The sequence below is a fragment of the Algibacter sp. L3A6 genome, from assembly GCF_009796825.1.
Lineage (GTDB): Bacteria > Bacteroidota > Bacteroidia > Flavobacteriales > Flavobacteriaceae > Algibacter.
In genome coordinates this window covers 2,692,215-2,716,576 of record NZ_CP047030.1, presented here as the reverse complement: position 1 = coordinate 2,716,576, position 24,362 = coordinate 2,692,215, and the positions used below count along the sequence as shown (strand labels likewise).

Here is a 24,362-nt window from a genome sequence, read left to right as displayed (position 1 = left end):
ACTTTAAACCCAAACCTCATGAACTGGAAAAACACCTACCTACTATCAATAGCAACCATAATTATTACGTTAGTAATAACAATAATAACCAGCTTCCAATATGGCTTTACCAATAATATTATTGGCAATATATTTACTTTAGGTAAACTTTTTGTCTTTTTTAGTTTTATAAACATCTTAGATAAATCTATAAAAGCCAAAACAATACAAAAAAACTTAAAAACTTTTGAGTACATACTATATGCTGTTATTGCTCTTAATGGTATAGCTGTTATTTCAATAACTATTCAGTTAATAACGCACCCTGGGATATTTGCGCATTACCAAATCATTATAAGTTTAGTATCGCTAATTTTAACAATTTACTTAGCTATTAATGCTTTTTATTTAAGAAAAAAAATATTAGGAAAATACAATGCCATACAAAAAATCAACTACACGCCTACAGATGTTAATGCTTTAAAAACTAAAACATATAACACCATTGATGATAGATTGAGCCTTTGTAAAAGATGTGTAAATAAAGCATTTGACTCTAAAACTGGGTTAATTTGCAGTTTAGATAATGCTAAACCAAGTTTTGATACATATTGCACCGATTTTATACTTAACGAAGCAGAGACAGAAAGAATAGACAAAACCGAAGTTATTGAAAAACCAGGATTTTTTGGTAGTTGGAAAGGCGCTTTAGTGATGTCGATTCTTGGTTTTGCACGATTTGCAATGCGCGGACTAGATGATCCTTTTGGTGTAGTCTTTCTTGCTCTTGGTTTAGGCTGGCTTGTAATTGTATTAACAAGCAGAAAGAGTAACTAATTTATCCAAACCTTATTGATAAACTTCTTATTTATCGATAAAAAAACATTATAAAAATTTGGATTTATATGTGGTGATTACACTAAAACCACCTATAAAATCGAACCTTTAATTGCCTCATTAAAAAAGCTATAAAAAAAATACCACTCCCCTTTTTTTGTCATTTCGACGCTAGGAGAAATCGCATGATATGGGTTGCGCTAAGTTGTTAATTTTGATGGGTTTTCATTTTGGTTATTGTTGAATTTGTGAAAGTTTTTAGCTACTTTCGTTTGATGTTGGGTATTAAAACAGTTTGATATCTTAGGAACATCCAAACCCATGAAGTATCACTTTTTATTAGACAATAATATTTATCGCCCCTTGATGAACTCCAAAAATGGAGAGTTTCTACTTAATTTTGAAAAGTCAATTCAGAAGCACAATATATTTAAGAATATTCCCATACATGACATAGCTTATTCAATAACTCCCTTTAGCATAATGGAAGCTTTAGGAATCACAATTCCATTTCCACAAAACTTAATTACAAATGAAGAGCTTACAATAAAAAACTACAAAAAAGGATTTAAAAATCTAAAAGAAAAAGCAGAAGAATACTTTCTTAATCTAGAAATTTTAAAAAATGACAGCTTAATAGATATAGCTAAAAAACAAAGTTTATATACTAGTCTAAACTCAAAAGAATTAGAAAAAACACTAATAACAAATCCATTAAAAAATTCTGAGTTTAATAATTACTTCCTTAAAGGACTTGTTTTTGATTTTTTATGCAAATACGAATTTCCGCAAGAAATACAAAAACATATATTTAGCGAATTCTTGATTCCTACTTTTTTCCTAAACGATAGAGAAATATCTAGATTTAGTAAATTTAGAATAATTAAAAGATTATGGGATAATTCATTCTACAGACTTGAAAACTCTAAAAATCTCGATTCTCAATTAATGATACGACTAAATAATTCTATGAAGCTAAAAAGAAATAGAGATTTCCTAGACTGTGAAATAATTCATTTCTCTACAATTGGAGATTTAGTAAATGAAAATCATAATCCTGTATTTTCATTTACTATGGATAAAAAGGAAACAGTAATAAATAGAGTAATAGTCTATAAATCAATGATAAACCTATTTATAAATAAAGTTTTAACAACTAATCAATACGATATTCACGAAAATATTATTCATAATTGGAAACAAGGTATGATAGTTTTTTGTGATAACAGAGGAAACTTTACTGATTCAATTGATATTAGTAATATAAAAGCTATAAATGACTAATAGTTGTTCAAATTGAACACAATCTCTCAACTTAGTATGAGATCTGAAATAACCCTATCCCCAACCCCGCGTTAACGATTGCAGCGGCATCCTTTTTAAAAATTTAAGCAGCAAGAAACCTTGTTATTTCTACAAACATTCTAGATAAGCACTAACATACCGAAAGCTTTAAGTTTTTAAAAAGATATAGCGGAAAGCGTGTTAAAACGCCCAAAATATTGAATATCCAAAAAATTGATTACCTTTGCAGCTTGAAACTCGGGAAAAATCGAGTTTATATTCCTCAGAGAGAGGATGTGTTACTGGAAGTTTAAGGTTAAGTATGTCGATTCGCTTTCTTATGTAACACCACATAACAAAATCGAATACTTATACAAGAATGAGCACATTCCAAGAATTAGGTCTTAATGACGACCTTTTACGCGCAATTACCGATTTAGGATTTGAAAAGCCTAGTGAAGTTCAAGAAAAAGCAATCCCAATTTTATTAAATTCTGAAACCGATTTAGTGGCACTTGCCCAAACCGGAACAGGAAAAACAGCGGCATTTGGTTTCCCAATGTTAGCTAAAATAGATGTAAACAGCCGCACAACGCAAGGTTTAATTTTAAGCCCAACACGTGAGCTTTGTTTACAGATTACCAACGAGATGAAACAATACGGTAAGTATTGTAAAGGTTTAAATGTGGTTGCCATTTATGGTGGATCTAGCATTACAGACCAAGCTCGTGAGGTAAAACGTGGTGCACAGATTATTGTGGCTACACCAGGTAGAATGAAAGATATGATTAGCCGTAGACTGGTTGATATTTCTAAAATTCAATATTCGGTTTTAGATGAAGCTGATGAGATGTTAAACATGGGTTTTAAAGAGGATATTACCGATATTTTATCGCATACTCCAGAAGACAAAAACACATGGTTATTTTCTGCAACTATGCCTAAAGAGGTAGCTAGAATTGCGAAAAAATTTATGGACAACCCACAAGAAATTACGGTTGGAAATAAAAATGAAAGTACAAGTAATGTAACTCACGAGTATTATTTAGTAAACTCTAGAGATCGTTACCAAGCTTTAAAACGTTTGGCAGATGCTAACCCAGATATCTTTTCTGTAGTATTTTGTAGAACAAAACGTGATACTCAAAAAGTAGCCGAAAACTTAATTGAAGATGGTTACAGCGCTGGTGCTTTACACGGCGATTTAAGCCAGAACCAACGTGATTTGGTTATGCAATCGTTTAGAAAAAACCAAATACAAATGCTTGTTGCAACAGATGTTGCGGCTCGTGGTATTGATGTTGATGATATTACACACGTAATAAACTACCAATTACCTGACGAAATTGAAACGTATACACACCGTTCTGGTCGTACTGGACGTGCTGGTAAAAACGGTATTTCTATGGTTATTGTTTCGAAAAGTGAAGTTCGAAAAATAAAAAGTATCGAACGCATTATTAAACGTGAGTTTGAGAAAAAAGAAGTGCCAGATGGTATGGAAATTTGCGAAGTGCAGTTAATGTCTTTAGCAAATAAAATACATAATACTGAGGTTAATCATGAAATTGACAAATACCTTACTAGTATTAATGAAATGTTTGAAGAAACTAGCAAAGAGGAATTAATTAAGAAATTTTTCTCTGTAGAATTTACACGTTTCTATAACTATTACCAAAAATCTAAAAACTTAAATGTTGCAGAAGGTTCTAGAGATAGAGAAAGAGATGGCGGACGCGAAGGTGGTCGTGATTTTGGAGGAAACTCTAACTCTACTAGATACTTTATTAACGTTGGTGAAAAAGATGGTTTTGATTGGATGAAATTGAAAGATTTCTTAAAAGACCAATTACAACTTGGTAGAGATGATGTATTTAAAGTGGAAGTTAAAGAGAGTTTCTCTTTCTTTAATACTGAAAATGAAACTAAAGATAAAGTTTTAGCTTTCTTTACAGACTTTAAACATGAAGGTCGTTTTGTAAACGTTGAAGTTTCGGAAAACCGAGGCGGTGGCGGAAGACGCAATGATAGACGTGGCGGTGGCGGAAGACGCGACGACAAACGCAGCGGTGGCGGCGGAAGACGCGGTGATGATAGAAAAAGTGGTTCTGGAGGAAGCAGAAGCGACAGACGTAGAAGTAGCGAAGGTGGAGGAAGCTCTAGACGTTCGGACTCTGATTCTGGTGGCGGAAAATTTGCTGGAGCTAGACGTTCTAGAAGATAGAACTTAGTTTTATAATATATAAAAAGCTGACTGAAAGTAATTTTACTTTTAGTCAGCTTTTTTTTATGCTTAAATTTTAAAGTAATACAGACCACTGCTCTGTTATAAGAAATAAACTTAACGGTGCTATTAACGTTTTAAAGTAAAGTGCCCGCGGTATTGGCGGTTTTTACTTGGCCTATTTACTACAAACCAATAATCGGATGTGGTTAGCATGCGCCCATTAAAGGTTCCGTCCCACCCTTTTGAGTACGGATTTAACTGAATAATTAATTTACCATAACGATCGAAAATATGAACTTCTAAATCAGGCTCCGTTTCTGCGAATTCTATTTTCCAGTAATCGTGGTAGCCATCGTTATTTGGTGTAAAATACTTTGGGTAATTTAGTAGATAGATATCTTCGGAATATACCATGCAGTTGCTCTCGCTAGTAACATATACCGTATAATCGCCAGCATCTAGATTATCGAAGGTATTACTGCTTGTGTATATATTACCATCTATGGAGTATTTAAACGCACCAGCGCCCTCGGTTGTAATAACTACAGAATTGCTATTTGTCGTCCAATCATTAATTTCAATATGTACCGCGAGTGGCAAACTAGCATCTACTACCCTAACGGTTTTACTTATGCTACATTTAGAGTTGTCTATATTAGAGACTGTAATGCTATAATCACCAGCTTGTTCTACCATAATATCCGAGCTTGTTTCTCCGGTACTCCAAAGATATTCGTCGTGCATAGAACTCACGTAGACTTGCACACTTTCACCTGGGCATAAATACCAAACCTCATCGATATCAATAATCAATTGGCTACTTACTCGAATAAAAAATGATGTAAGCGCATAACATTCTGTATTAGAAGAAAGTTCTACGCGCGCAAAAATTTCTTCTGTCGTACTTTGGTTCTCGTAGTTTTCTGGTAATGTATTAGATTTAGTTTCGGCTTCAGCTTGAGATGTATGGTAAGTTACATTTCCGGCTTGACCGTTTAAAATATCAACGGTTTGATCGCCTAGATTAAAAAAGGCTTTACCGCCATTAGAGCCATCGTCACAAATAAACAAATCTTCCGCCGGGTATGCTGTTGGCGTGTCGTTGATAATAACATTAAAGCTCGATGTTGAAAAACAGGCTGTTGCTATATTTTCTAAACGTGTAAAAAGTTCTTGATTGTTGCTAGATGTTGTAAAAATACTGGTATTTAAGCCTGGACCACCTGCATCGGCTTCCGCTTGCGATTCGTAATATTTAACATCGTATTCAGTTGATGACGCACCGTTTAACACCTCATCATCAAACTGAGATAAACTGAGCGTTTCAACACCATCGTTAGAAACATCATCACACAAAACAAGATCGTCAGGAATTCCCGCAGTTTCTGTTTCTATTATTAATTTAAAACTTGATATATCGTAACAATCGGAACTTAAGGTATTACTAATTTTATAATAAATATCTTGAGCGTTACTTGTATTGGTGTACATACTGTTTAGCATATTAACATCATCTGTAGCATCTTCAAAGCTTTCAAAATAACTGACCTCAAAAAGTGTTGTGCTCTGTGCGCCTATAATATCGGCAGTTTTACTACTTAAATCGAAAGTTTCAAAAACATCGTTTCCAAGATCTTCACAAAACACATAATCGGTTACGGCGTTCGCTATTGGCATATCGTAAATTGTGAAATTTTTAGCCACATTATAGGTACAGCTTCCCGATTTAAAAGTAGCCTTAACCAAATAATCGCCTACCGCTGCATAAGTATGCTCGGGTTTTATTAAAGTCGATGTTGTGCCATCGCCAAACTCCCATAAAACAGAATCTATAGATTCGCTGGTTAGTAAATCAAACACTACAGCATCGTTAAAACAGGTGTTTTCAACTTCTATTTTACCTACAAAAAACGACTGAATAAAGGAGGGTAATCCAAAAATAGCACTACGCCCGCTAAGGTTTATCGTTCTATATTGGTAATCGCAGCTCAGGCCTTTATTATTAGGCGCTTCTATAACACTTAAATAAGACGAAAATGTATTTGAAACATATATTTTACCATCGGGTCCCAATTGCAAACCGGCAATTAAGCGTCGTTCTTTAGCGATAACCACATCGGATGCTTTAATGGCACTTGCTGTAAATACAGCCAAATCTAATTGATGTAATTCTGAGGTGTAATATTGCTGATTTAAATCGCTAACATAAAGGTATTGGCTATTTGTAGAAAACTCTAAACCATAAGCGCCATCTAAATAATCTGCTCCAAAAAAATTATCGATTAAAACGGGATTAGACACCACGCCGGTTTCTTTATTAAAATCAAATAATTCTACAAAACTATTGGCACTCCATTTAGCAACTGCTAATTTTTTTCCGTTAGGTGAAAATTTCATGCAGCCTATAACATTAAAACCAGCACCACCATGATAACTTCCAACATCGGATATTACGGGAGTGGTCTCTACACCGGCTGCTGTAATTTTAAATGTTGCAAAACTACTACTATCCCAAAGATGCGTAGTTACCCAATAATCTATCCCGTTACTATGCTGCACTGCCGATATTTTCTCGGTACCAGGCGCTATTAAAAACACATTCTTCTCTGATGTTACATCGCCGTTTCCACCATTTAAACTCATATCAACCTCTGAGTATTGTAGGCCTTCGGCTTTAAAAAAATCAATAATTGTAAAAATGTAGTAAATCGTATCAGAATTTGGCTTAGGTACAATAACAGCCGATTGCGTACTCGACGGATGCCCATTTAAACCATTACCATTAGGCATAATATTATGGTTTCTATCCCAAACACTAACACCGTTAGTATAAAACAAAAGCTCGCCTTTTGTATTGGAAATTACCGAACAGCCCTCGTTTGTAGAAAGCGCTCCGTCTGTAAGAGAATTTACCTCGCCATCATTAAAATTAATACCCGCATTAAAACCAAAATACCAGTTAGCTGCTTGGTCTTGCGCATTAGAAAAACCCGGAAAAAACAAGGCCACAAAAAAGCACCATAAAACTATGTGCTTTAAGTAGTTAGCAAACTTAAATTTGCAATCAAAATTCAACGTTTTGGAAGGATTTATTAATTTCCTTCAAAAATAAGCATCTGTAATAATATTCTTAATAAAAAACTTTTAAATTTTCATAAAAAAGCCATAATCTTCGTTAAATAGGCATAACTCAAGCCCTTCTAAGTTAAATTATATTAAAATATATGGTTATATTTAATAGTTTAGTACTTTTATAAAAAATTTGTTGATGAGAAAATACGTATTACTCCTTTTTACTTTTGCTTTATTGGTTGGGCAAACTCATGCCCAAGATGCCGAAAAAGCTATTGGTGTAGTTCTTAATGCATCGACATCTACTCCACTAGAAGGCGTTAATATTGTAAACCTTAACCAAGTAAAAGGAACCACAACAAACGACAAAGGAGAATTTGCAATTACAGCTAAAGCTAACGATACCTTACACTTTTCTTATTTAGGATTTAAATCTATTAAAGTTCGTGTTACTAACGACTGGTTAAAATTTGGAAGCTCCAACATAAACCTTACCGAACTTGCGCTTGCCTTAGAAGAAGTTGTGGTAAGCCAACTAAAATTAACCGGCTTTTTAGAAGTTGATATAAAACAAGTACCTGCCGTAAACAGTAATTACCGTTACAGTATTTCTGGTATAGAAGGTTCTGGTTACGAGGCCGATAAAAAATCTGGATTAACTAAAGTTATTGGCTCTATTTTTAACCCAGCCGATTTTCTACATCGTATGTTTGGTAAAAAACCAAACGAGCTTAAAAAGCTAAAAAAGATGAAAGAAGACGACGAAATTAGAAACCTTTTAGCAAGTAAATTCGATCGTGAAATGCTTACCGTTTTACTACAAGTAGACCGCGTAGATTTAGACGAAATTGTGAGCCAATGTAACTACTCAAAAGGATTTATACAAAAGGCAAACGATCTACAAATTCTAGATGCCATAAGCGAATGCTATGAAGAGTACAAGCTATTAAGTCGCGGTAGAACACGTAAAATATAAACTATTTAGGCGTTACCACAAGGGTCGGGCTTTCCGCTATATCTTTTTGCAAACGCCTGTCTGCATTTAAAACTACTTACTTTTTTTAAACCAGTTTCAACCAAACTTAAAGCACTTTTGTTTTTGCAAAAAGGATGCCGCATCAATCCCTAACGCAACCATCTGCCAAATTTAGCACCAAAACAACAATTAGTTAAAACTTTACTAATTAACACTTTAAAAAAACTTAAAGACACAATACACTAAACAATAATTGATTTAATTTGATATTCAACCATCAAAATAAATCATGCCATATAGAAAAACACTACTCTTCTTTTTATTACCTGCCACTATGATTTCTCAAAATATTACAGGGAAAATCTACGACTCAGAATCTACGGTAAAAGGTGCTAAAATTTTCAACAAAACAAAAAACACCACAGCATATTCCGATGCAAACGGAAGTTTCAATTTACTAGCAACACTAAATGATACGATTACCATTAGTTCGCTTTTTCATGCTACTAAAACGCTAAAAATTGACACCTTTCATGTGGAAAACGAATTGGTTATTGAATTAACAAAACAAGTAAACCAACTACAAGAAGTCTTGCTCGCTGATAAGCAAAACGATTTAAAAACATTTGAAACCAACAGTGATTTAGGAGCTGTATTAGCATACGACTTAAAAAATAATACAGAAACCTGGTACAAAAACATGCCTAAATCTGGAATAGACTTTGTTCAAGTTTCTAAACTAATTGGTAAGTTACTAAAGCTTAAAAAAAAGAAACCTGTAGAAATAACAACAATAAATCATAAAACATTCGACTCTCTATTTACAACACACAAATTTTTCAATGCAGAATTATTAGCAAATCAATTAGAAATACCCGAAGGCTATGCGCCTTTGTTCTTTGACTATTGCGAAGAACAATATATAAACAGTGATTTACTTTTAGAGAAAAACGAATTTATGCTACTCGATAAACTGCTTAACTGCAGCCGCGACTTTAGAGAACTATTAAAAACGACCGAAACCGATTAATTCGTTTCATAAAAACGTTCGGTAATTTTCTCGTAACTTTTAATGGTTTTAGTACACCAATCTAAGCGTTTTTGTAAAATTTCATTTTCGGTTAAATGCCATTCTAAATTAGATGCTCTAAGTTTTGAAGTAGCTTGTTGCAAAATAATAGCTGCAGAAACCGATATATTCAAACTCTCGGTAAATCCAACCATAGGTATTTTTAAATAGCAATCTGCCTCATCTAAAACTGCTTGAGATAAACCTTCTGTCTCTCTTCCGAAGAAAAAACAAGATTTTTTAGTAACATCAAAATCCTTAATATCGCAATCGTTAGCATGTGGTGTGGTTGCTACTATTTGGTAACCTTTAGCTTTTAAATCGGTAATACAATCTTTTACATGATTATAGCGATTTAAATCGACCCATTTTTGAGCGCCCATCGCTATTTCCCTATCAATATCTTTAGAGTTTCGTTCTTCTACAATATTAAGTTCTTGTATGCCAAAAACATCGCAAGTACGCATTACCGCACTGGTATTATGCAGTTGGTAAACATCTTCTGTAGCTACCGTAAAATGTTTGGTGCGCTGTGCTAAAACTTTGGTGAATTTTTCCTTTCGTGATGGTGTAAGGAAGGTTTCCAAATGCTCTAGGAGTTTTATATCGATCATGCGTCAAAAATATAAAAGTATTTTAAATCACAAACTCACAGACTGAGAAGATTTTAGAATTAAAAGAAAGGGATCCATTTTAAATTAAAACGGAAGCCGTTCTCAATTCATTTTAAATTTATATTTTTAACCGTATGAAACATATTGTTGTATTATCGGGAGCAGGCATTAGCGCAGAAAGTGGTATTAAAACATTTCGCGATGCAGATGGTTTATGGGAAGGCCATGATGTTATGGAAGTTGCCACTCCAGAAGGGTTTGCAGCAAACCCAGAATTGGTTTTAAACTTTTACAATCAACGTCGTGCACAGCTAAATACTGTAACGCCTAATAAAGCGCATATAGGTTTAGCTGAGCTCGAAAAAGATTTTAAGGTAAGTATTATTACCCAAAATGTAGACGATTTACACGAACGCGCTGGCAGTACAGACGTAACCCATTTACACGGCGAATTACTAAAAGTGAGAAGCACTTTTAATGAAACCGATATAAAAACATGGAAAACCGACCTCAACCTTGGTGATTTATGCAAACAAGGTTACCAAATGCGTCCGCATATTGTATGGTTTGGCGAAGATGTCCCGATGATGGATAAAGCCATTAAAATTTGTGAAACCGCCGATGTTTTAATTATTGTTGGAACCTCTATGCAAGTGTATCCTGCGGCAAGCTTAATGCATTATGTTCCAGAATACACCGATACCTATTTTATAGACCCGAAACCCAACATGGCGAGCTCTAAAAACATAACTGTAATTGCAGAGCCAGCTACCGTTGGTGTTTTAAAATTGACTAACATATTAAAACAGCCTTGATTTTCATCGGATTTTTACTTCATTAATCATCGTTTCAGCAATTTATATAAGAAATAGTTCCGTTACAAATTCGCAAACTAATATAAAAGACTATCTTCGCGCAAAATTTAGAATTACGATTTATGAAACGTATTAATGAATACAAGAAATTATTTGGTGCCGAACAAGATATGAGTTTAAAAGCTCTAAAATCTTCTTACAGAAACTTAGTAAAAGAATGGCACCCTGATAAATTTCAGGCTGGAGATGAAAAAGCTATTGAAGCTGAATTAAAAAGTAGACAAATTATTGACGCTTACCACTTTTTAGTTAGTATTGCTCCTGAAACAAAAGCAGCTAATTTAGATGAATTTAATGCGACTATTGCTACACCTATAATGGATTGGCAACATAAAGGATTACTTTTAGAAGTTACTTTTTTAGACGGAAATACTTATGAGTTCTTTGGTGTAAACAAAGCATTGTATATCAAATTTTCACAATCTGATAAACAAACACGTTTTGGTAAACGAAACATCTTTAACTCATTTACCTACAGAAAAATTAAGAAAAGTGAAGTAGAAGCTTAGGCTTTATTCTTCTCTTCAATCCATCGGCTCATAAATTTGGTGCTCTGCATGCTATGATGATGTAGCATTTGACCCATAAAATTATTTTGGCGATGTATATTTAAATGATCTACAATCGATTCAATTCGCGATAAGAACATACTTTTATGTTTTTGCGAATTGAATCGATTGTTTATTATAGCAAATCCATTCTCCTGCATTTTACTCCAAAGCACTTCGTTTTGATATAGCTCTATGGCTTGGTTTGCAAAACTATTGGCATCATCTTCAATAAACCCATTAGGTTCAAAATCGCCAAACATACCTTCTGCCCCAACGCTAGAAGTTACCATAGGTGTACCATTTTGCATGGCATCTATTAATTTACCTTTTAAACCTGCACCAAACCGAATTGGAGCTAAACATAACTTGACTTCTTGCATAACCGTATGTACATCTTCGGCAAAACCATTTATTATAAAACCTTGCTTCTCGTTGTTTAACTGTGTTACTTTTTGAGACGCATAAGCCCCATAGATATGTAATTCCGCTTGCGGTAATTGTTTTTTAATTAATGGCCAAATAGTATCTTTTAGATAAAGTACCGCATTATAATTAGGTTCATGTAGAAAATTACCAATGGTTATAAAATGTTGTCTGGTTTCAAACTTAGGAAGCTTAGTAATGGCATCCTCAGAAATTGGCTCTAACATAAACGGTAAATAAAGCAATAAAGCCTCATCTACTTTAAAGTCATTTTTTAAAATATCCATTTCCGCTTCCGAAATAATTAAGGTTAAATCGCAACGGTGAATACTTGCTATTTCTCGTTTTGCTGTATCGTTAAACAAATAGCTTTTATCGAACAAAACATTATCTTTAAATGCCTGATGGCGGCCTTTACGTAAACTATGTAAATCTTCAGTATCTAAAATCTTTATAGCATTTGGGCAGTTTTCGGTAACACGCCAGCCAAATTGTTCTTCCATCATAAAACGATCGAAAAGCACAAAGTCTGGGTTAAAATCTTTTACAAACGTATCGAAACTAGAATTATTCAATTCGATAGCAGTTTGAGAAACACCTATACTTTCTAAATTAAAAGCATTATCGCTTTTTGCACACGGACTCGCAAACGTGATGTTGTAATCTTGACTTTTAAAGGTTTCAATTAACTGCATCATTCGGCTACCTGCAGCAGAACTTTTAGGCTCTGGCCAAACAAAACCGATAATTAATACTTTTTTATTCACTTAAATTATATGATATTAAACCGTAATGACTGCTCTCCTATTCTAATACAACCACTACTGTGACTGTGACTAAACCTACTCAGGCTTTGCTTGCATTCCGTATGTAACACGCACTAACTTGGCCCAATCTACAACAGCTTGAATTTGCGCATCGCTAAGTTTAGCTTCAGAATGTGTAATAGTATAAGATTCTAAAGGCATTTCCTTCTCCTCTACCATTTCTATAATTTCTTCAAACTTATGATCCTTTCGTTTAACAGAATTACCAACCCAATTAGAAAAATTAAGTTCTTCTTTACCTTCTTCTACATGGTGGGCTAACCAAAAATTAACCGGAGTTATATTATTGTACCAAGGATATCGGGTAACATCACTATGGCAATCGTAACAGGTTTCTTTTAAAATGAGTTTTACATCTTCTGGCGGGTTTGTTTCAGCTAAAAAAGCATCTATCGAAGCTAAATCACCTTCATTTTTGTCTGGACCAAAAAATTGACCGATCACAAAGGCCACTAATAAAAACAACAATACTTTTTTTACTATCTTCATTTTAATTAAATTTAAAGCATAAAAATAAGCAATCCATTTGACTACCGAGCAACTGTACAACGAATTAAATTACGTGAACCATTCTAGAGAAAAGCGCTTGTTTTATTCTAAAATGCTGATTAACAATCCCACGTTAATCCCGAAGTTACTGGATCTTCTTTTTATGGTAGACGATAAACTATCGCCACGAGCGGCCTGGGTTTTAGAGTTTATGTGTACCGAAAATACCGATACTATAGCACCTTATTTAGAGGCTTTTACCCAAGATATAAACAAAGTACATTTAGATCCTGCAGTGCGCCCTGTGGCCAAAATATGTCAAATTTTAGCACAGCACTACTACTCTAAAGAAGATAACCTCATAAAAACAGCTTTAACGAAAACGCAGCAAGAACGTATTATTGAAACCTGTTTTGATTATATGATTAATGATGAAAAAGTTGCAGCTAAAGCTTATAGCATGGTTGCGCTGTTTTTATTCGGAAAAGATTTTGATTGGATTCATTCAGAATTAAAAATAATTTTAGATCGTGATTATCCAACTCAAAGTGCTGCATTTAAAGCACGAGCACGAATTATTCTAAAAAAAATGAAGAAAAAATAAATTTAAAAACCGTTAAATCTTCAAGCATCCGACTTCCGACTTCCAACGAAAAAAACTATCTTTACAGCTTCAAAAAAATCAAATAAACTATGTCATTATCAGCATTAAACGCCATATCACCAATCGATGGTCGTTATAGAAGTAAAGTAAATGAATTAGCACCTTATTTTTCGGAAGAAGCTCTAATTAAATATCGTGTTTTAGTAGAAATTGAATATTTCATTGCACTTTGTGAAATTCCTTTACCTCAGTTAGAATCTGTTGACAAGAATATATTTGAAGATTTAAGAGGTATTTATAAGAATTTTTCTTCGGAAGATGCACTTGCTATTAAAAAAATTGAAAGTGTAACCAACCACGATGTTAAAGCGGTTGAGTATTTTATAAAGGAAAAATTTGATGCTTTAAACCTTTCTGCATACAAAGAGTTTATCCACTTTGGGTTAACCTCTCAAGATATAAACAACACAGCAATTCCTTTAAGCATTAAGGAAGCTATGAATGATGTTTACGTACCTGAGTATTTTGTGGTTTTAGAAAAACTTAAAACATTATCTAAAGATTGGGCACACATACCAATGCTAGCAAGAACGCACGGGCAACCAGCATCACCAACACGTTTAGGTAAAGAAATTGAAGTGTTTGTTGTACGTTTACAAGAGCAATTTAATTTATTGAATGATATACCAAGCGCAGCCAAATTTGGTGGTGCAACGGGTAATTTTAATGCGCACCACGTCGCTTACCCAAATATTGATTGGAAAGCTTTTGGAAGCACATTTGTTCAGGAAAAATTAGGGTTACACCACTCGTTCCCTACAACACAAATTGAGCATTACGACCATATGGCGGCTTTGTTTGATACCTTAAAACGTATAAACACCATTATCTTAGATTTAGATCGCGATATCTGGACTTACGTTTCTACAGATTATTTTAAACAAAAAATTAAAGCTGGTGAAGTAGGTAGTTCTGCAATGCCACATAAAGTAAACCCAATAGATTTTGAAAACTCTGAAGGAAACTTAGGAATTGCAAATGCTATTTTTGAGCATCTTTCGGCTAAATTACCAGTTTCAAGATTACAACGTGATTTAACAGATAGTACGGTTTTACGTAATGTTGGGGTGCCTTTCGGACATACCTTAATTGCTTTTAAATCTACCGTAAAAGGTTTAGACAAATTACTTTTAAATGAAGATAAATTTGCTCAAGATTTAGAAAACAACTGGGCCGTGGTTGCCGAGGCTATCCAAACGATATTACGTCGTGAGGCATACCCAAATCCCTATGAAGCTTTAAAAGGTTTAACGCGTACTAACGAGAAAATAAACCAAGCCTCTATTTCTAACTTTATAGATACTCTGGAAGTAACAGACGTTATAAAAACGGAATTAAAAAATATTACACCTAGCAACTATACTGGTATATAATATGTTTGATGATAAAACGTCTTTAATACTCTGTGGCGTTCTTGTAGCGGTTATTTTTTGCACAGGTGTTTTACAGATTCTCGATAACTATATTGTTTTAACCGTAATATCTGTTTTGTTTATAACCATTGTTTACAATATTATCTACACCAAACAGAATTTAAAATAGTTAAAATACACTCATAAAAAAAGGGACACTTCGGCAAAAGTGTCCCTTTTTACATTAACATTTAACTGTAATGATTACGAGTTAAATCATTTAAAAAAGTTTTGAATATCTTTAAGTTGGTCTTTATCAAAATTGGCACCTTTTAATGCACCAATCAGAGTTCCCATTTTTGATGGATTCATGTCGCTACCTAAAACACGCACAATACCAAAACCATATTCTTTAGAGCTTCCGAAAATAATAATCTCATCTGCCTCATCATCAGTGCCTATATATTTTACAGCAATCTTATTGCCTTTATCACTAAACTCAATAAGTTCGTTGTATTTCTCATCCTTTAGAATTTCTTTAACCGCAGCAATTTCTACTTTTATATCCTCTGTGTTACTTTCATTAGCCTTATAGCCAATAAAGTTTAAACGGGTTACAGAGTTAAAAGCTTCATTTTGCTCTTCTGTAAAACTAGATTTATCTACTTTCAACATAGAAATTGGTAAATCTTGCGAAATAAAATTTGGCGCCTCTTGGTGGTCTACAAAATAAGTTTGTAAAGTTGGCCCGCTGCTACAGCTAACTAACATAACTGTAGCAAAAAGACCTAATAACAAGTGATTAATAGCTCGTTTCATGATTGATGGTATTAATTTGATTGATGAAATTGTTTTTATATTTAAGTAAAACATCTGTTGAACAGTATTAAACTATTACTTTTTATCTAAATGCTTACCTCCTGGGATATTCATTTTATCCGTAAGTTTAGAAATTTCATTTAGGTCAATATCACCGGTTAGCGATACCACAACGGTTTCAATTTTACGTTCCTTTCCACCTACTTCAATACCTTCTTCCATAAACTTATCAACGCCATTTACAAAAATTAAAAGCTCCTTAACATGGTCGGCATCTTTACCTTCTTTTACGTAAAAATTCACGTTAGTACCATCGTCTTTCACTTCCATTAATTCCTCTAAAGCACTAGAGCGCGATTTTACCCATTTAGCAAGATCTGCAGCGATCACTTTATTATCGGTAATCATGGTTTTAAAACTTGTAATGCTTTTTACCATATCCATATAAGCCTTAGCTTCTTCATCTTCCACATTAATTCCCATTTTGGCAATCATTTGAAACATTTTTGGTTTTATCGATACATACGTCACATCCGAGTTGTCACTATATTTCTCAAAAACATCTTTTTGCGCCATTCCTGTTAATGGTACTAACATTACAGCCATTACGAATACTATTAATCTATTTCTCATTGTATTTGATTTTAATTTATTTGAATTCTTCATTTTTTCTCAATTAGTTTTTAAAAATTAATCCTGTAGCATTATCAATTTCGTTTAGATATCCAAGGGTTGCTTTACCTTTCTCCAATTCGTCTAAATAATTTACTGTAGACACACCTTTATTAAAATTTTGCGAAATCATTTCTAACGATTTTGTTAACTCCATTAAAGCCACTTCCGGATCTTCATAAGTTCCTAAATCATCATTATTTAACGAACCACTTCCAAAGTAAAACCCAATCATTAAAACCGCTACTGCAGCTACCGAAAGCCATTTGTAATTAAAATTACGCTTGGTTGCCTTAGTTTCTGTTTTAAAAGGAATATCCTTATTAAATTGCTCCTGCTTGCTTACCAAAAAATAGCCAAACATAGGTTTATACATTTCTAAATGGGGTGCAACATTGTCTCCTGCAAAATAGTTTTTTAACAGCTGCTCTTCCTTTAGGCTTGTTTCGCCATTCTCGTATTTTTCTAGTAAATTTTCTATATTATTTAATACCATAATTATGTGTATTAGTCAGTTTTTCTCTTATTGCTTTTCTTGCTCTCGATAAGTTTACGCGTACTGCTGTATTATTCATATCCAACATTTTCGAAATCTCATCTAAATCATACTCTTCTATATCTCTTAGCTGAATTATTGTTTTCTGTAACTCGGGTAAATCTTCAATAATTTTCGACACCCAGTTTACGCTATCATTTAATTCAACTTGCTTTTGTAAAGCCGTTTGTTTATCCTCGTAATTTGTATGAACAATTTTAAGATTCTGCGCCTGTTTCGATTTCAACTTATCGAAACAAAAATTCTTAGTCATCGTCATCGAAAAAGCCTCCACGTTTTTATACTCAGCAATCTTTTTCTTATTGTTCCACAACTTAATTAAAACCTCTTGGGTCGCATCTTCGGCTTCTTCCGTCGAAACTAATAAGCGTTTCGCTAACCGAAACACTTTATCCTTAAAAGGCATTACAACATTTAAAAACTCCGTTTGAGTCATTTTGAATTGGTTTTATTAAAACAGCTTGGTTACGGCTATTTAAGTTACGACGACTGCATTTCTCATTTGTTACATCAAATAAAAAAAAACTTTAAAATAATTTGGGCGTATCCCTTTTCCGCAAAAGCTACAAAGGGTCGGGCTATACGCTCCAAGTCCTCGTAATCCCGATTCTCATCGGGCTTACTGTGGGCTTTCCACTGCTATCCCTTACGTAAGGTCTGCCTCCAAAAACAGTCTAAACTAAAAACAATATCGTTAAACACGGCATAATGTTTGATTTTTAAACCGTAACAATATTTTTTATTACACAATAATGTACCTAAATTTAGAGTTTTAAATATCGTGCTCTACTAAAAAAAATAACATGAAAAATATAAAAAGCCTTTTCCTTATTACCTTAATATCCTTAGCTGCAACTAGTTGTTTTAAAGATGAAGACGATATTATTGTCTCAGAAACTGAGAAAACCGAAGAAATAAACGACTTTGTGTGGAAAGCCATGAACTCTTGGTACAACTGGCAAGACCTTGTACCCGATTTAGCCGACTCTAAAACTGACGATAATAGCGCTTACCAAGCCTATTTAAATCAATATTCTTCTCCAGAAAACTTATTTAACAGTCTTATTTACCAAACCGATGTCGTCGATCGTTTTTCTTGGTTTATAGAAGATTATATAGAACAAGAACAAGCCTTTCAAGGTATTAGTAAATCTTTCGGTTTACGCTTTCAAGGTGTTCAAATAAATACAGAAGGCGATGTTATTATATATGTACGCCACGTAGCCGACGATTCTCCTGCTAGTGCAGCCAATATTAATCGAGGCGATATTATAAACGCTATTAACGGTACGGTTCTAACAACTACAACATACAACACAGCCATAAATGGTCTATATCAAGATGATGTTACTTTATCTTTCGTTTCAGAAAATACTGGTACTTTAACTGCTATAGAAGATAAAACAATTTCATCTGCTGTAATCTCAGAAAACCCGGTATATTTAACCAAAGTCTTTTCAGATATCGATGGAAAAAAAGTTGGTTATTTAGTGTATAACGCCTTTAGATCATCATACAACGACGAGTTAAACGAAGCCTTTGGCTTTTTTAAAGACCAAAACATTAGCGAGTTGGTATTAGATTTAAGACTTAACGGTGGCGGATCTGTAGAAACATCTGTTTACCTAGCTAGTATGATTTATGCTAACGCCAATAAAGAGCGTTTTGCTGAGTTAATTTTTAACAGTAAACAACAAGACGAAAACGATTATTACAACTTTGCAAACACTTTAAACGTATACAACAGCGATAGTGAAAGAACCGGTACACAAGCCATTAATCGCCTGAGTACTTTAAACCAAGTCTATATTTTAACTTCTGGTAACACAGCATCGGCTAGTGAAATGATTATTAATGGACTAGCACCATACATGCCTGTAAAACTTATTGGTACTACAACTTATGGAAAAAACGTAGGGTCTATTACTTTATACGATTCTCCTTCCTCTGATTACTTAAATCAAAGTACAGCAAACTCTTCGCACTTAAACGCTCTACAGCCCATTGTATTTCAAATTTATAATAAAAATGGAGACAGTGATTATGCCGATGGTTTTATACCTAACCTAGCCGAAATTAACGAATCTGATTATTGGAATGTTACCTTGCCATTTGGGGACGAAAACGAAGCTATTTTAAAAACGGCCTTAGATGATATTAGAGGTATTAGCGGACGAAGTACTGTTACCAAACAAGGCGATTTTAAACTTTTAGAAACACCTTTAACAGGCAACAAATTCGAAAACGAAATGTATATTAATAGCGACTTTATTTCTCGTTAATGCAAAAACATAAAACGTATTTTAACTGGAGCTCGGGCAAAGATTCTGCCTTAGCTCTTTATTATTTACAACAAAATCAAGATTATTCTATAGAGCAATTAGTAACAACCGTAAACAGCCACTACAATAGAGTGTCTATGCACGGGCTTAGAACAGATTTACTATTAGCCCAAACCAAAGCCTTAAACATTAAAGCGAGCCTTATAGAGCTTCCCGAAATGCCTAGCATGGAAATTTATGAGGATGTTATGCTTAAAACCGTATCGCAACTCAAAGCCGATGGTTTTACACACAGTGCTTTTGGTGACATTTTCTTGGAAGATTTGCGCACTTATAGAGAAAACAATTTAGCCAAGCACAACATTAAAACAGTATTTCCTATTTGGAAAAAAGACACTAAAACACTCCTTACCGAGTTTTTAAATTTAGGTTTTAAAACTATTATAGTTTGTGCTAATTCTAAATATTTCGATGCCGATTTTGTAGGTACAATTATAGATGAAAATTTTATAGCTAATCTACCAGAAGGTGTTGATCCTTGTGGGGAAAATGGCGAATTCCATACTTTTTGTTTCGACGGTCCTATTTTTGAAAACCCGATACCTTTCACTATAGGCGAAAAAGTATATCGCGAATATGATACACCTAAAACCGATAACAACACAGTCTGTTCTGCAGATAAATATGGCGTTTGGTATTGTGATCTAATACCAAACCAAACAACATAAAAAATGCCACCATAATAGGTGGCATTTCTTTTTATAAAAATACAATGCGTATTCTATTTAGTTCTTTATTAATTTCTGTGTAAGTACACCTTCTGTTGTGGTTAACTTCACAATATATACACCAGAATTTAATCGAGCAACACTTATAGGCGTTGCTTTATTACCCACCAATTGCTTAAGTACTAATTTACCTGTAACCGAATAGATAGTAACAGTTCCAGATTTAGAAACATATAATTGAGACGTTGCAGGGTTAGGATACAATCCTAAAGCATTAGTTGCCGTTTTATCATTTAAGCTTAGCGTAACTTGCTTTAACACACCAATAGCATCTAAATCGAAACCAGAAGAACCAAAAGGTGTCGCGTAAGGATCGTTAACTACATTTCCATAACTATCGTATGATGCATACGCAGGATCAATAGTGCCAATAACATCAATAAGTTTTACATGAGTAATGGCATTTTTGTTCAATAAAACATTATCTGTAATATCATCTAAATCGAAAGGAGTGCCGTAACTCGCTCTATATTTGCCTGCTAAATTATTAATGTAAGTTGGGTCTATGCTTCCAAAACCTCCAACCTGAGTATCTGTTTGGGTTTGACTATGCGATGGAAATCTAAAAAAGTTAGCACCATCAGAACTCACTTCAACAAAAGCTAATTCTAAAAATGTATCACTAAAGCTATTTTCAAAAACAGCAAAATCGAACCCCACATTATTAACTATAGGGTTTACAAAAGTTAAAACCGCAGTTCCTCCATCACCAAGACTCACTATCACACCATTAGACTTTCCAATGGCATTATCTGCCTCACCAACAGTTGCCAACGGCCCTGTTGGGTTTGCAATATTTTGAGGTCCGCGAACCACTTCTACACCTGTAGCCCAAGCTACTAGATCTTCAGAATCAAGATGAATTGCTGTAGAGCCATCTGCACCAGCTTTTGGTGCGTAAGATTGCGCATTAACAGATAAACTAAATAGTACAAAAAGTAATAAATTGAGGGAATTTTGCTTCATGATTTTTTAAATTAGGTGTAAAAAAAACAGTCACAAAGTGCAACTGTTCTTAATATGTTATTGTTGTTTTTCTAAAAATGTCCTGATACATTAGGATGTATCAGGACTAGTAAAAGTTTAGATATTAGTTAAAGTAAATTTTCGATGCACCAAGACCAACATTAAAAGTCTCAAGTAAAGTAGCGCTATCTAAATCGTAAATTAACAATTCACTTTGTGCTGTAAAACTTGCATTTGTTACATAAATTTTATCATCATCAACAGATAGTCCGTAAAGATAAATATCAGCAATTTCCAAAATAGATGTTGTTGGTAAAGTTGACTCATCATCATCCAACTCGTATATTTTATTACTCATAGCGTAATAAACCTCGTCATCATCATGTGCCATTTGGCTTGGGTGTAAACCTGCTGCAAACTCAAGTGTTTCAATAACAGTATCTGTAGTTGTATTAATTCTTGTAATAGAGGCCGCTGTTTCTACATAATCAGCTACCCAAGATCTAGTATCACCACTACATAAAACAACTAAGTTTCCGTTAGAATCAAAAGCTATTTCATCTGGAGCATCATTAACTGTTATAGTTTCAATACTATCATCTGTAGTATCAATTACAGAAATAATGTTATTAATATTATAACCTCCTTTGTGTGATACATATAAATTATCGCCTTTAGCCAAAATTCTTTCTGGCCCTTCACCTATTGCAATAGTACTTGTTACAGTGTTTGTAGTTAAATCGATTTCAGCAATAAAATCGTCTGCAGTATCCGTACCGTCTCCCCAGTTTGTTACATACCCTTTACCGTTTAAAAAAGTAATGTATCTTGGAGTTAGTAAACCTGTTGAAATTTCAGCTTGTTTTAAAAATGTATATCTATTTACTACAGTAATTGTGTTAGCGTTATCAGAAATGATATAAGCTAAATCGCCGTTAAAACCAATAGATTGTAAATACACACCTAAATTTTCTGAATTTACATTGTAATAAATTTCATTTTCTACAGTCATGTAATCATCTGAAATATAAGATACAGATGCTGGTCCACCTTCCGAACTAACTAAAATACCATTATCATAGTCGCCTAATGGTAATTGCACATCGCCATCATCGTCATTAGAACATGAAAAGACAAAAAGTGATACTGATAAAAGTGATAAAATAATTTTCTTCATTTTTAATTTATTAGAATTTATAGTTGATTTGAATATTAAAATTTCTATTGGGCATAGGCCTAAAAGCTACGTTTTCGTAAACTTCATTAAATATATTTTTCAGAGTAATCCCTATTTCTAGTTCGTTTTTTGTGTTCTTAAAAAAAGTGTAATTACAACCCATATTCCCCACATCATAACCGTTTAAAGAAGTAAAACGTCCTTCTAGATTATCTGCTGTAGTAAAAACATCTCCATTAAACATGTGCTGATAAAACACTGTAACAGCCTTATAATTGTAGGCCAAGGCTAAGTTCCCTTTATGAAACGGCACATAAATAAGTTGTTTATTCGTTTCTAAATCTTCAGAAACAGTGTAAGAGTAATGCCCAGAGACATTAAATTGATGCTCATTAATGTTGTAATGCGATTTTATCTCTACTTCGGCTCCATAACTTGCTACTTCTCCAATATTTATAGGTGACCATAGGCCAGTACTGTTTGGTTGCCACTGTATCATATCTTCAGTATTGATATAATAGCCATTAAGTTTTACATTAAAATTAGGATAATTAAAGTTTTGCCCTAAATCTATTTGGTAAGACGATTCTGGAACCAGATCTAAATTTCCGCCTGGTTGCCAATACAAATCGTTAAAAGTAGGAATACGGTAGTTTTTAGAACCGTTTATTTGAATCTGATAATGTTCAAATAAATCAAAACCAGCATCAACTGAAAATACAAAGGGTCTCTCACCTCCTGTTGTAAAATCTTGTCTTAGGTTAACGCCATAACTTATCGAGTTATTAGGTTCGTGATTAAGCAACGCTGTTGTAGAAAATACGTTTCTTACCGGTTCCTTAAAACTATCTCCGTTTCCTTTTGAATTTGAATATTCTAATATGGTTTTAAATTGAAGTTTCTCATTAAAACTCACATTAAAACTATGATTAATTAATAATGTATTTACTTTTCCTAAACTATAATTGTCTTTATCCTTATTCTCGAAATATTTAAACATTTCGTGTAAATGAACCACTTTTAATCGTGAACTAAATTTACCAATAATTCTCGACCATTCTAACATAGATCTAAAGTTTTCGTCCTCATATTTGCTACGAGAAGGCCCAACTAGAGTGCCAGAAAAATTACGCTCGCCAAAATAACTTTGGTGGTATAGTTTTAAAATATCCTTATCGGAAATAAAAACGCCCAAATTCACATTCATGTTTAAATTATGGAACTCACCGTTTTCATTTACACTATCGGTACCAAGGTATTTATAGTCGTTATCAGAGTCTACATAATCTACTCCAATATTTGCCGTCCAAGCTTCACTTCCGAAGGAAGAATTAACACCTAAATTTTTAGAATTAAAACTGCCATAACCCGTTTTTATGCGAGTTTCAGCATGATTACTAAATTTTAAATCATTATTTAAATGAATGCTACCACCAATAGAACCACTGCCATATTGTACGCTACCACCACCACTTCTAATATCTATAGAACTATAATTTGAAGTATTTACGGTATTAAAGTCCGTTTGGCCGTTTAATTGTGAATTAATATTAATTCCATTCCAAATTACGGCTGTTTGCGACGCTGTTGTACCTCTAAAAGAAGGCGACGACACCATACCGGCACCATTTTCTTTAAAATAAATATTAGAGTTAAAAGCCAATAAATTAGTTAAAGATGTGGCGTTATTGTTTAAAACAGAGTCGGTAAGTTTTTCAATTTTTATACCAGCAGCATAGTTTTTTAATTTACTATCGCTTAAAATTACAGCATCTAGTTTTTGAACAGCATCAACCTGTGCTTGTACACCGCTACAAACGCCTAAACCTAAAATTAAATATGTAAAAATCTGCTTCATAAATC

Annotated in this window: 22 protein-coding genes; 11 read left to right on the top strand and 11 right to left on the bottom strand. The window is 33.6% G+C overall.

All coding sequences use genetic code 11. The features are described from left to right. The first annotated feature begins 18 nt into the window (after window positions 1-18). From GQR98_RS11500 to GQR98_RS11490, 3 genes are all read left to right on the top strand, one after another. Window positions 19-816 (top strand): hypothetical protein, encoded by a 798-nt coding sequence (locus tag GQR98_RS11500; protein WP_159019625.1) that lies wholly within the window; start codon window positions 19-21, stop codon window positions 814-816. Window positions 817-1,137: 321 nt separating this feature from the next. Then, a complete protein-coding gene (locus GQR98_RS11495) occupies window positions 1,138-2,100 on the top strand; it encodes a hypothetical protein (protein ID WP_159019624.1) in 963 nt (320 codons plus the stop codon). A 379-nt stretch (window positions 2,101-2,479) separates the two neighbouring features. Continuing rightward, complete coding sequence (locus GQR98_RS11490; RefSeq protein ID WP_159019623.1) at window positions 2,480-4,324, top strand: DEAD/DEAH box helicase; 1,845 nt, start codon at window positions 2,480-2,482, stop codon at window positions 4,322-4,324. 129 nt (window positions 4,325-4,453) lie between these two features. Here the strand turns inward: GQR98_RS11490 and GQR98_RS11485 are convergent, their stop codons facing one another. Then, complete coding sequence (locus tag GQR98_RS11485; RefSeq protein ID WP_159019622.1) at window positions 4,454-7,402, bottom strand: T9SS type B sorting domain-containing protein; 2,949 nt, start codon at window positions 7,400-7,402, stop codon at window positions 4,454-4,456. Between the two features lie 193 nt (window positions 7,403-7,595). Here GQR98_RS11485 and GQR98_RS11480 point away from each other — a divergent pair, with 193 nt between their 5' ends. Continuing rightward, window positions 7,596-8,375: a carboxypeptidase-like regulatory domain-containing protein gene (locus GQR98_RS11480; protein ID WP_042495732.1), complete on the top strand. Its 780-nt coding sequence runs from the start codon at window positions 7,596-7,598 to the stop codon at window positions 8,373-8,375. A gap of 289 nt (window positions 8,376-8,664) precedes the next feature. Further along, the gene (locus GQR98_RS11475; protein WP_159019621.1) at window positions 8,665-9,405 is read left to right on the top strand and encodes a carboxypeptidase-like regulatory domain-containing protein; all 741 of its coding nucleotides are present in this window, start codon (window positions 8,665-8,667) and stop codon (window positions 9,403-9,405) included. Here the strand turns inward: GQR98_RS11475 and GQR98_RS11470 are convergent. Beyond that, window positions 9,402-10,058, bottom strand: coding sequence for a TrmH family RNA methyltransferase (locus GQR98_RS11470; RefSeq protein ID WP_159019620.1), 657 nt, complete (start codon window positions 10,056-10,058; stop codon window positions 9,402-9,404). The genes GQR98_RS11475 and GQR98_RS11470 overlap by 4 nt on opposite strands. A 134-nt stretch (window positions 10,059-10,192) precedes the next feature. Here GQR98_RS11470 and GQR98_RS11465 point away from each other — a divergent pair, with 134 nt between their 5' ends. Both GQR98_RS11465 and GQR98_RS11460 read left to right on the top strand, forming a co-directional pair. Continuing rightward, window positions 10,193-10,873 (top strand): SIR2 family NAD-dependent protein deacylase, encoded by a 681-nt coding sequence (locus GQR98_RS11465; protein WP_159019619.1) that lies wholly within the window; start codon window positions 10,193-10,195, stop codon window positions 10,871-10,873. A gap of 122 nt (window positions 10,874-10,995) precedes the next feature. Further along, complete coding sequence (locus GQR98_RS11460) at window positions 10,996-11,442, top strand: KTSC domain-containing protein (RefSeq protein ID WP_042495738.1); 447 nt, start codon at window positions 10,996-10,998, stop codon at window positions 11,440-11,442. Here GQR98_RS11460 and GQR98_RS11455 read toward each other — a convergent pair. Together GQR98_RS11455 and GQR98_RS11450 are read right to left on the bottom strand one after the other, a co-directional pair. Beyond that, complete coding sequence (locus tag GQR98_RS11455) at window positions 11,439-12,674, bottom strand: glycosyltransferase (protein ID WP_159019618.1); 1,236 nt, start codon at window positions 12,672-12,674, stop codon at window positions 11,439-11,441. The genes GQR98_RS11460 and GQR98_RS11455 overlap by 4 nt on opposite strands. 75 nt (window positions 12,675-12,749) lie before the next feature. Beyond that, entirely contained in the window at window positions 12,750-13,223 is a 474-nt protein-coding gene (locus GQR98_RS11450) for a heme-binding domain-containing protein (protein WP_159019617.1), read from the bottom strand. Window positions 13,224-13,260: 37 nt separating this feature from the next. Here GQR98_RS11450 and GQR98_RS11445 point away from each other — a divergent pair, with 37 nt between their 5' ends. Further along, complete coding sequence (locus GQR98_RS11445; protein ID WP_159019616.1) at window positions 13,261-13,827, top strand: adenylosuccinate lyase; 567 nt, start codon at window positions 13,261-13,263, stop codon at window positions 13,825-13,827. Between the two features lie 89 nt (window positions 13,828-13,916). Continuing rightward, complete coding sequence (gene purB, locus GQR98_RS11440) at window positions 13,917-15,260, top strand: adenylosuccinate lyase (RefSeq protein ID WP_159019615.1); 1,344 nt, start codon at window positions 13,917-13,919, stop codon at window positions 15,258-15,260. 255 nt (window positions 15,261-15,515) lie between these two features. On the opposite strand, the gene GQR98_RS11435 is transcribed toward purB, so the two are convergent. The 4 genes from GQR98_RS11435 to GQR98_RS11420 all read right to left on the bottom strand — a co-directional run bounded on the left by GQR98_RS11435 (window position 15,516) and on the right by GQR98_RS11420 (window position 17,722). Then, the gene (locus GQR98_RS11435; protein WP_159019614.1) at window positions 15,516-16,058 is read right to left on the bottom strand and encodes a DUF4252 domain-containing protein; all 543 of its coding nucleotides are present in this window, start codon (window positions 16,056-16,058) and stop codon (window positions 15,516-15,518) included. A 75-nt stretch (window positions 16,059-16,133) separates the two neighbouring features. After that, window positions 16,134-16,691 carry a DUF4252 domain-containing protein gene (locus GQR98_RS11430; protein WP_159019613.1) on the bottom strand — a complete coding sequence of 186 codons (558 nt, stop codon included), beginning with the start codon at window positions 16,689-16,691 and terminating at the stop codon, window positions 16,134-16,136. Window positions 16,692-16,734: 43 nt separating this feature from the next. After that, window positions 16,735-17,226, bottom strand: a complete 492-nt coding sequence (locus GQR98_RS11425) for a hypothetical protein (protein ID WP_159019612.1) — start codon at window positions 17,224-17,226, stop codon at window positions 16,735-16,737. Further along, window positions 17,213-17,722, bottom strand: a complete 510-nt coding sequence (locus GQR98_RS11420) for an RNA polymerase sigma factor (protein ID WP_042495747.1) — start codon at window positions 17,720-17,722, stop codon at window positions 17,213-17,215. The genes GQR98_RS11425 and GQR98_RS11420 overlap by 14 nt, the downstream gene beginning before the upstream one ends. A gap of 367 nt (window positions 17,723-18,089) precedes the next feature. Here GQR98_RS11420 and GQR98_RS11415 point away from each other — a divergent pair, with 367 nt between their 5' ends. Both GQR98_RS11415 and GQR98_RS11410 read left to right on the top strand, forming a co-directional pair. Next, window positions 18,090-19,568, top strand: a complete 1,479-nt coding sequence (locus GQR98_RS11415; protein WP_159019611.1) for a S41 family peptidase — start codon at window positions 18,090-18,092, stop codon at window positions 19,566-19,568. After that, complete coding sequence (locus tag GQR98_RS11410; protein WP_159019610.1) at window positions 19,568-20,296, top strand: ATP-binding protein; 729 nt, start codon at window positions 19,568-19,570, stop codon at window positions 20,294-20,296. Before GQR98_RS11415 ends, GQR98_RS11410 begins: the two co-directional genes overlap by 1 nt. A 57-nt stretch (window positions 20,297-20,353) precedes the next feature. On the opposite strand, the gene GQR98_RS11405 is transcribed toward GQR98_RS11410, so the two are convergent. From GQR98_RS11405 to GQR98_RS11395, 3 genes are all read right to left on the bottom strand, one after another. After that, on the bottom strand, window positions 20,354-21,322 hold the full coding sequence (locus GQR98_RS11405; protein ID WP_159019609.1) for a T9SS type A sorting domain-containing protein: 969 nt from the start codon (window positions 21,320-21,322) through the stop codon (window positions 20,354-20,356). 124 nt (window positions 21,323-21,446) lie between these two features. Further along, complete coding sequence (locus GQR98_RS11400; protein ID WP_159019608.1) at window positions 21,447-22,499, bottom strand: YncE family protein; 1,053 nt, start codon at window positions 22,497-22,499, stop codon at window positions 21,447-21,449. A 10-nt stretch (window positions 22,500-22,509) separates the two neighbouring features. Continuing rightward, a complete protein-coding gene (locus GQR98_RS11395) occupies window positions 22,510-24,357 on the bottom strand; it encodes a TonB-dependent receptor plug domain-containing protein (RefSeq protein WP_159019607.1) in 1,848 nt (615 codons plus the stop codon). Between the last annotated feature and the right edge of the window lie 5 nt (window positions 24,358-24,362).

What these genes read in the sequence shown, in the direction of transcription:
- GQR98_RS11500 (WP_159019625.1), top strand. Translation starts at nt 19, where the DNA reads ATGAACTGGAAAAACACCTACCTACTATCAATAGCAACCATAATTATT.
- GQR98_RS11495 (WP_159019624.1), top strand. Translation starts at nt 1,138, where the DNA reads ATGAAGTATCACTTTTTATTAGACAATAATATTTATCGCCCCTTGATG.
- GQR98_RS11490 (WP_159019623.1), top strand. Translation starts at nt 2,480, where the DNA reads ATGAGCACATTCCAAGAATTAGGTCTTAATGACGACCTTTTACGCGCA.
- GQR98_RS11480 (WP_042495732.1), top strand. Translation starts at nt 7,596, where the DNA reads ATGAGAAAATACGTATTACTCCTTTTTACTTTTGCTTTATTGGTTGGG.
- GQR98_RS11475 (WP_159019621.1), top strand. Translation starts at nt 8,665, where the DNA reads ATGCCATATAGAAAAACACTACTCTTCTTTTTATTACCTGCCACTATG.
- GQR98_RS11470 (WP_159019620.1), bottom strand. Translation starts at nt 10,058, where the DNA reads ATGATCGATATAAAACTCCTAGAGCATTTGGAAACCTTCCTTACACCA.
- GQR98_RS11465 (WP_159019619.1), top strand. Translation starts at nt 10,193, where the DNA reads ATGAAACATATTGTTGTATTATCGGGAGCAGGCATTAGCGCAGAAAGT.
- GQR98_RS11460 (WP_042495738.1), top strand. Translation starts at nt 10,996, where the DNA reads ATGAAACGTATTAATGAATACAAGAAATTATTTGGTGCCGAACAAGAT.
- GQR98_RS11450 (WP_159019617.1), bottom strand. Translation starts at nt 13,223, where the DNA reads ATGAAGATAGTAAAAAAAGTATTGTTGTTTTTATTAGTGGCCTTTGTG.
- purB (WP_159019615.1), top strand. Translation starts at nt 13,917, where the DNA reads ATGTCATTATCAGCATTAAACGCCATATCACCAATCGATGGTCGTTAT.
- GQR98_RS11435 (WP_159019614.1), bottom strand. Translation starts at nt 16,058, where the DNA reads ATGAAACGAGCTATTAATCACTTGTTATTAGGTCTTTTTGCTACAGTT.
- GQR98_RS11430 (WP_159019613.1), bottom strand. Translation starts at nt 16,691, where the DNA reads ATGAGAAATAGATTAATAGTATTCGTAATGGCTGTAATGTTAGTACCA.
- GQR98_RS11425 (WP_159019612.1), bottom strand. Translation starts at nt 17,226, where the DNA reads ATGGTATTAAATAATATAGAAAATTTACTAGAAAAATACGAGAATGGC.
- GQR98_RS11420 (WP_042495747.1), bottom strand. Translation starts at nt 17,722, where the DNA reads ATGACTCAAACGGAGTTTTTAAATGTTGTAATGCCTTTTAAGGATAAA.
- GQR98_RS11415 (WP_159019611.1), top strand. Translation starts at nt 18,090, where the DNA reads ATGAAAAATATAAAAAGCCTTTTCCTTATTACCTTAATATCCTTAGCT.
- GQR98_RS11410 (WP_159019610.1), top strand. Translation starts at nt 19,568, where the DNA reads ATGCAAAAACATAAAACGTATTTTAACTGGAGCTCGGGCAAAGATTCT.
- GQR98_RS11405 (WP_159019609.1), bottom strand. Translation starts at nt 21,322, where the DNA reads ATGAAGCAAAATTCCCTCAATTTATTACTTTTTGTACTATTTAGTTTA.
- GQR98_RS11400 (WP_159019608.1), bottom strand. Translation starts at nt 22,499, where the DNA reads ATGAAGAAAATTATTTTATCACTTTTATCAGTATCACTTTTTGTCTTT.
- GQR98_RS11395 (WP_159019607.1), bottom strand. Translation starts at nt 24,357, where the DNA reads ATGAAGCAGATTTTTACATATTTAATTTTAGGTTTAGGCGTTTGTAGC.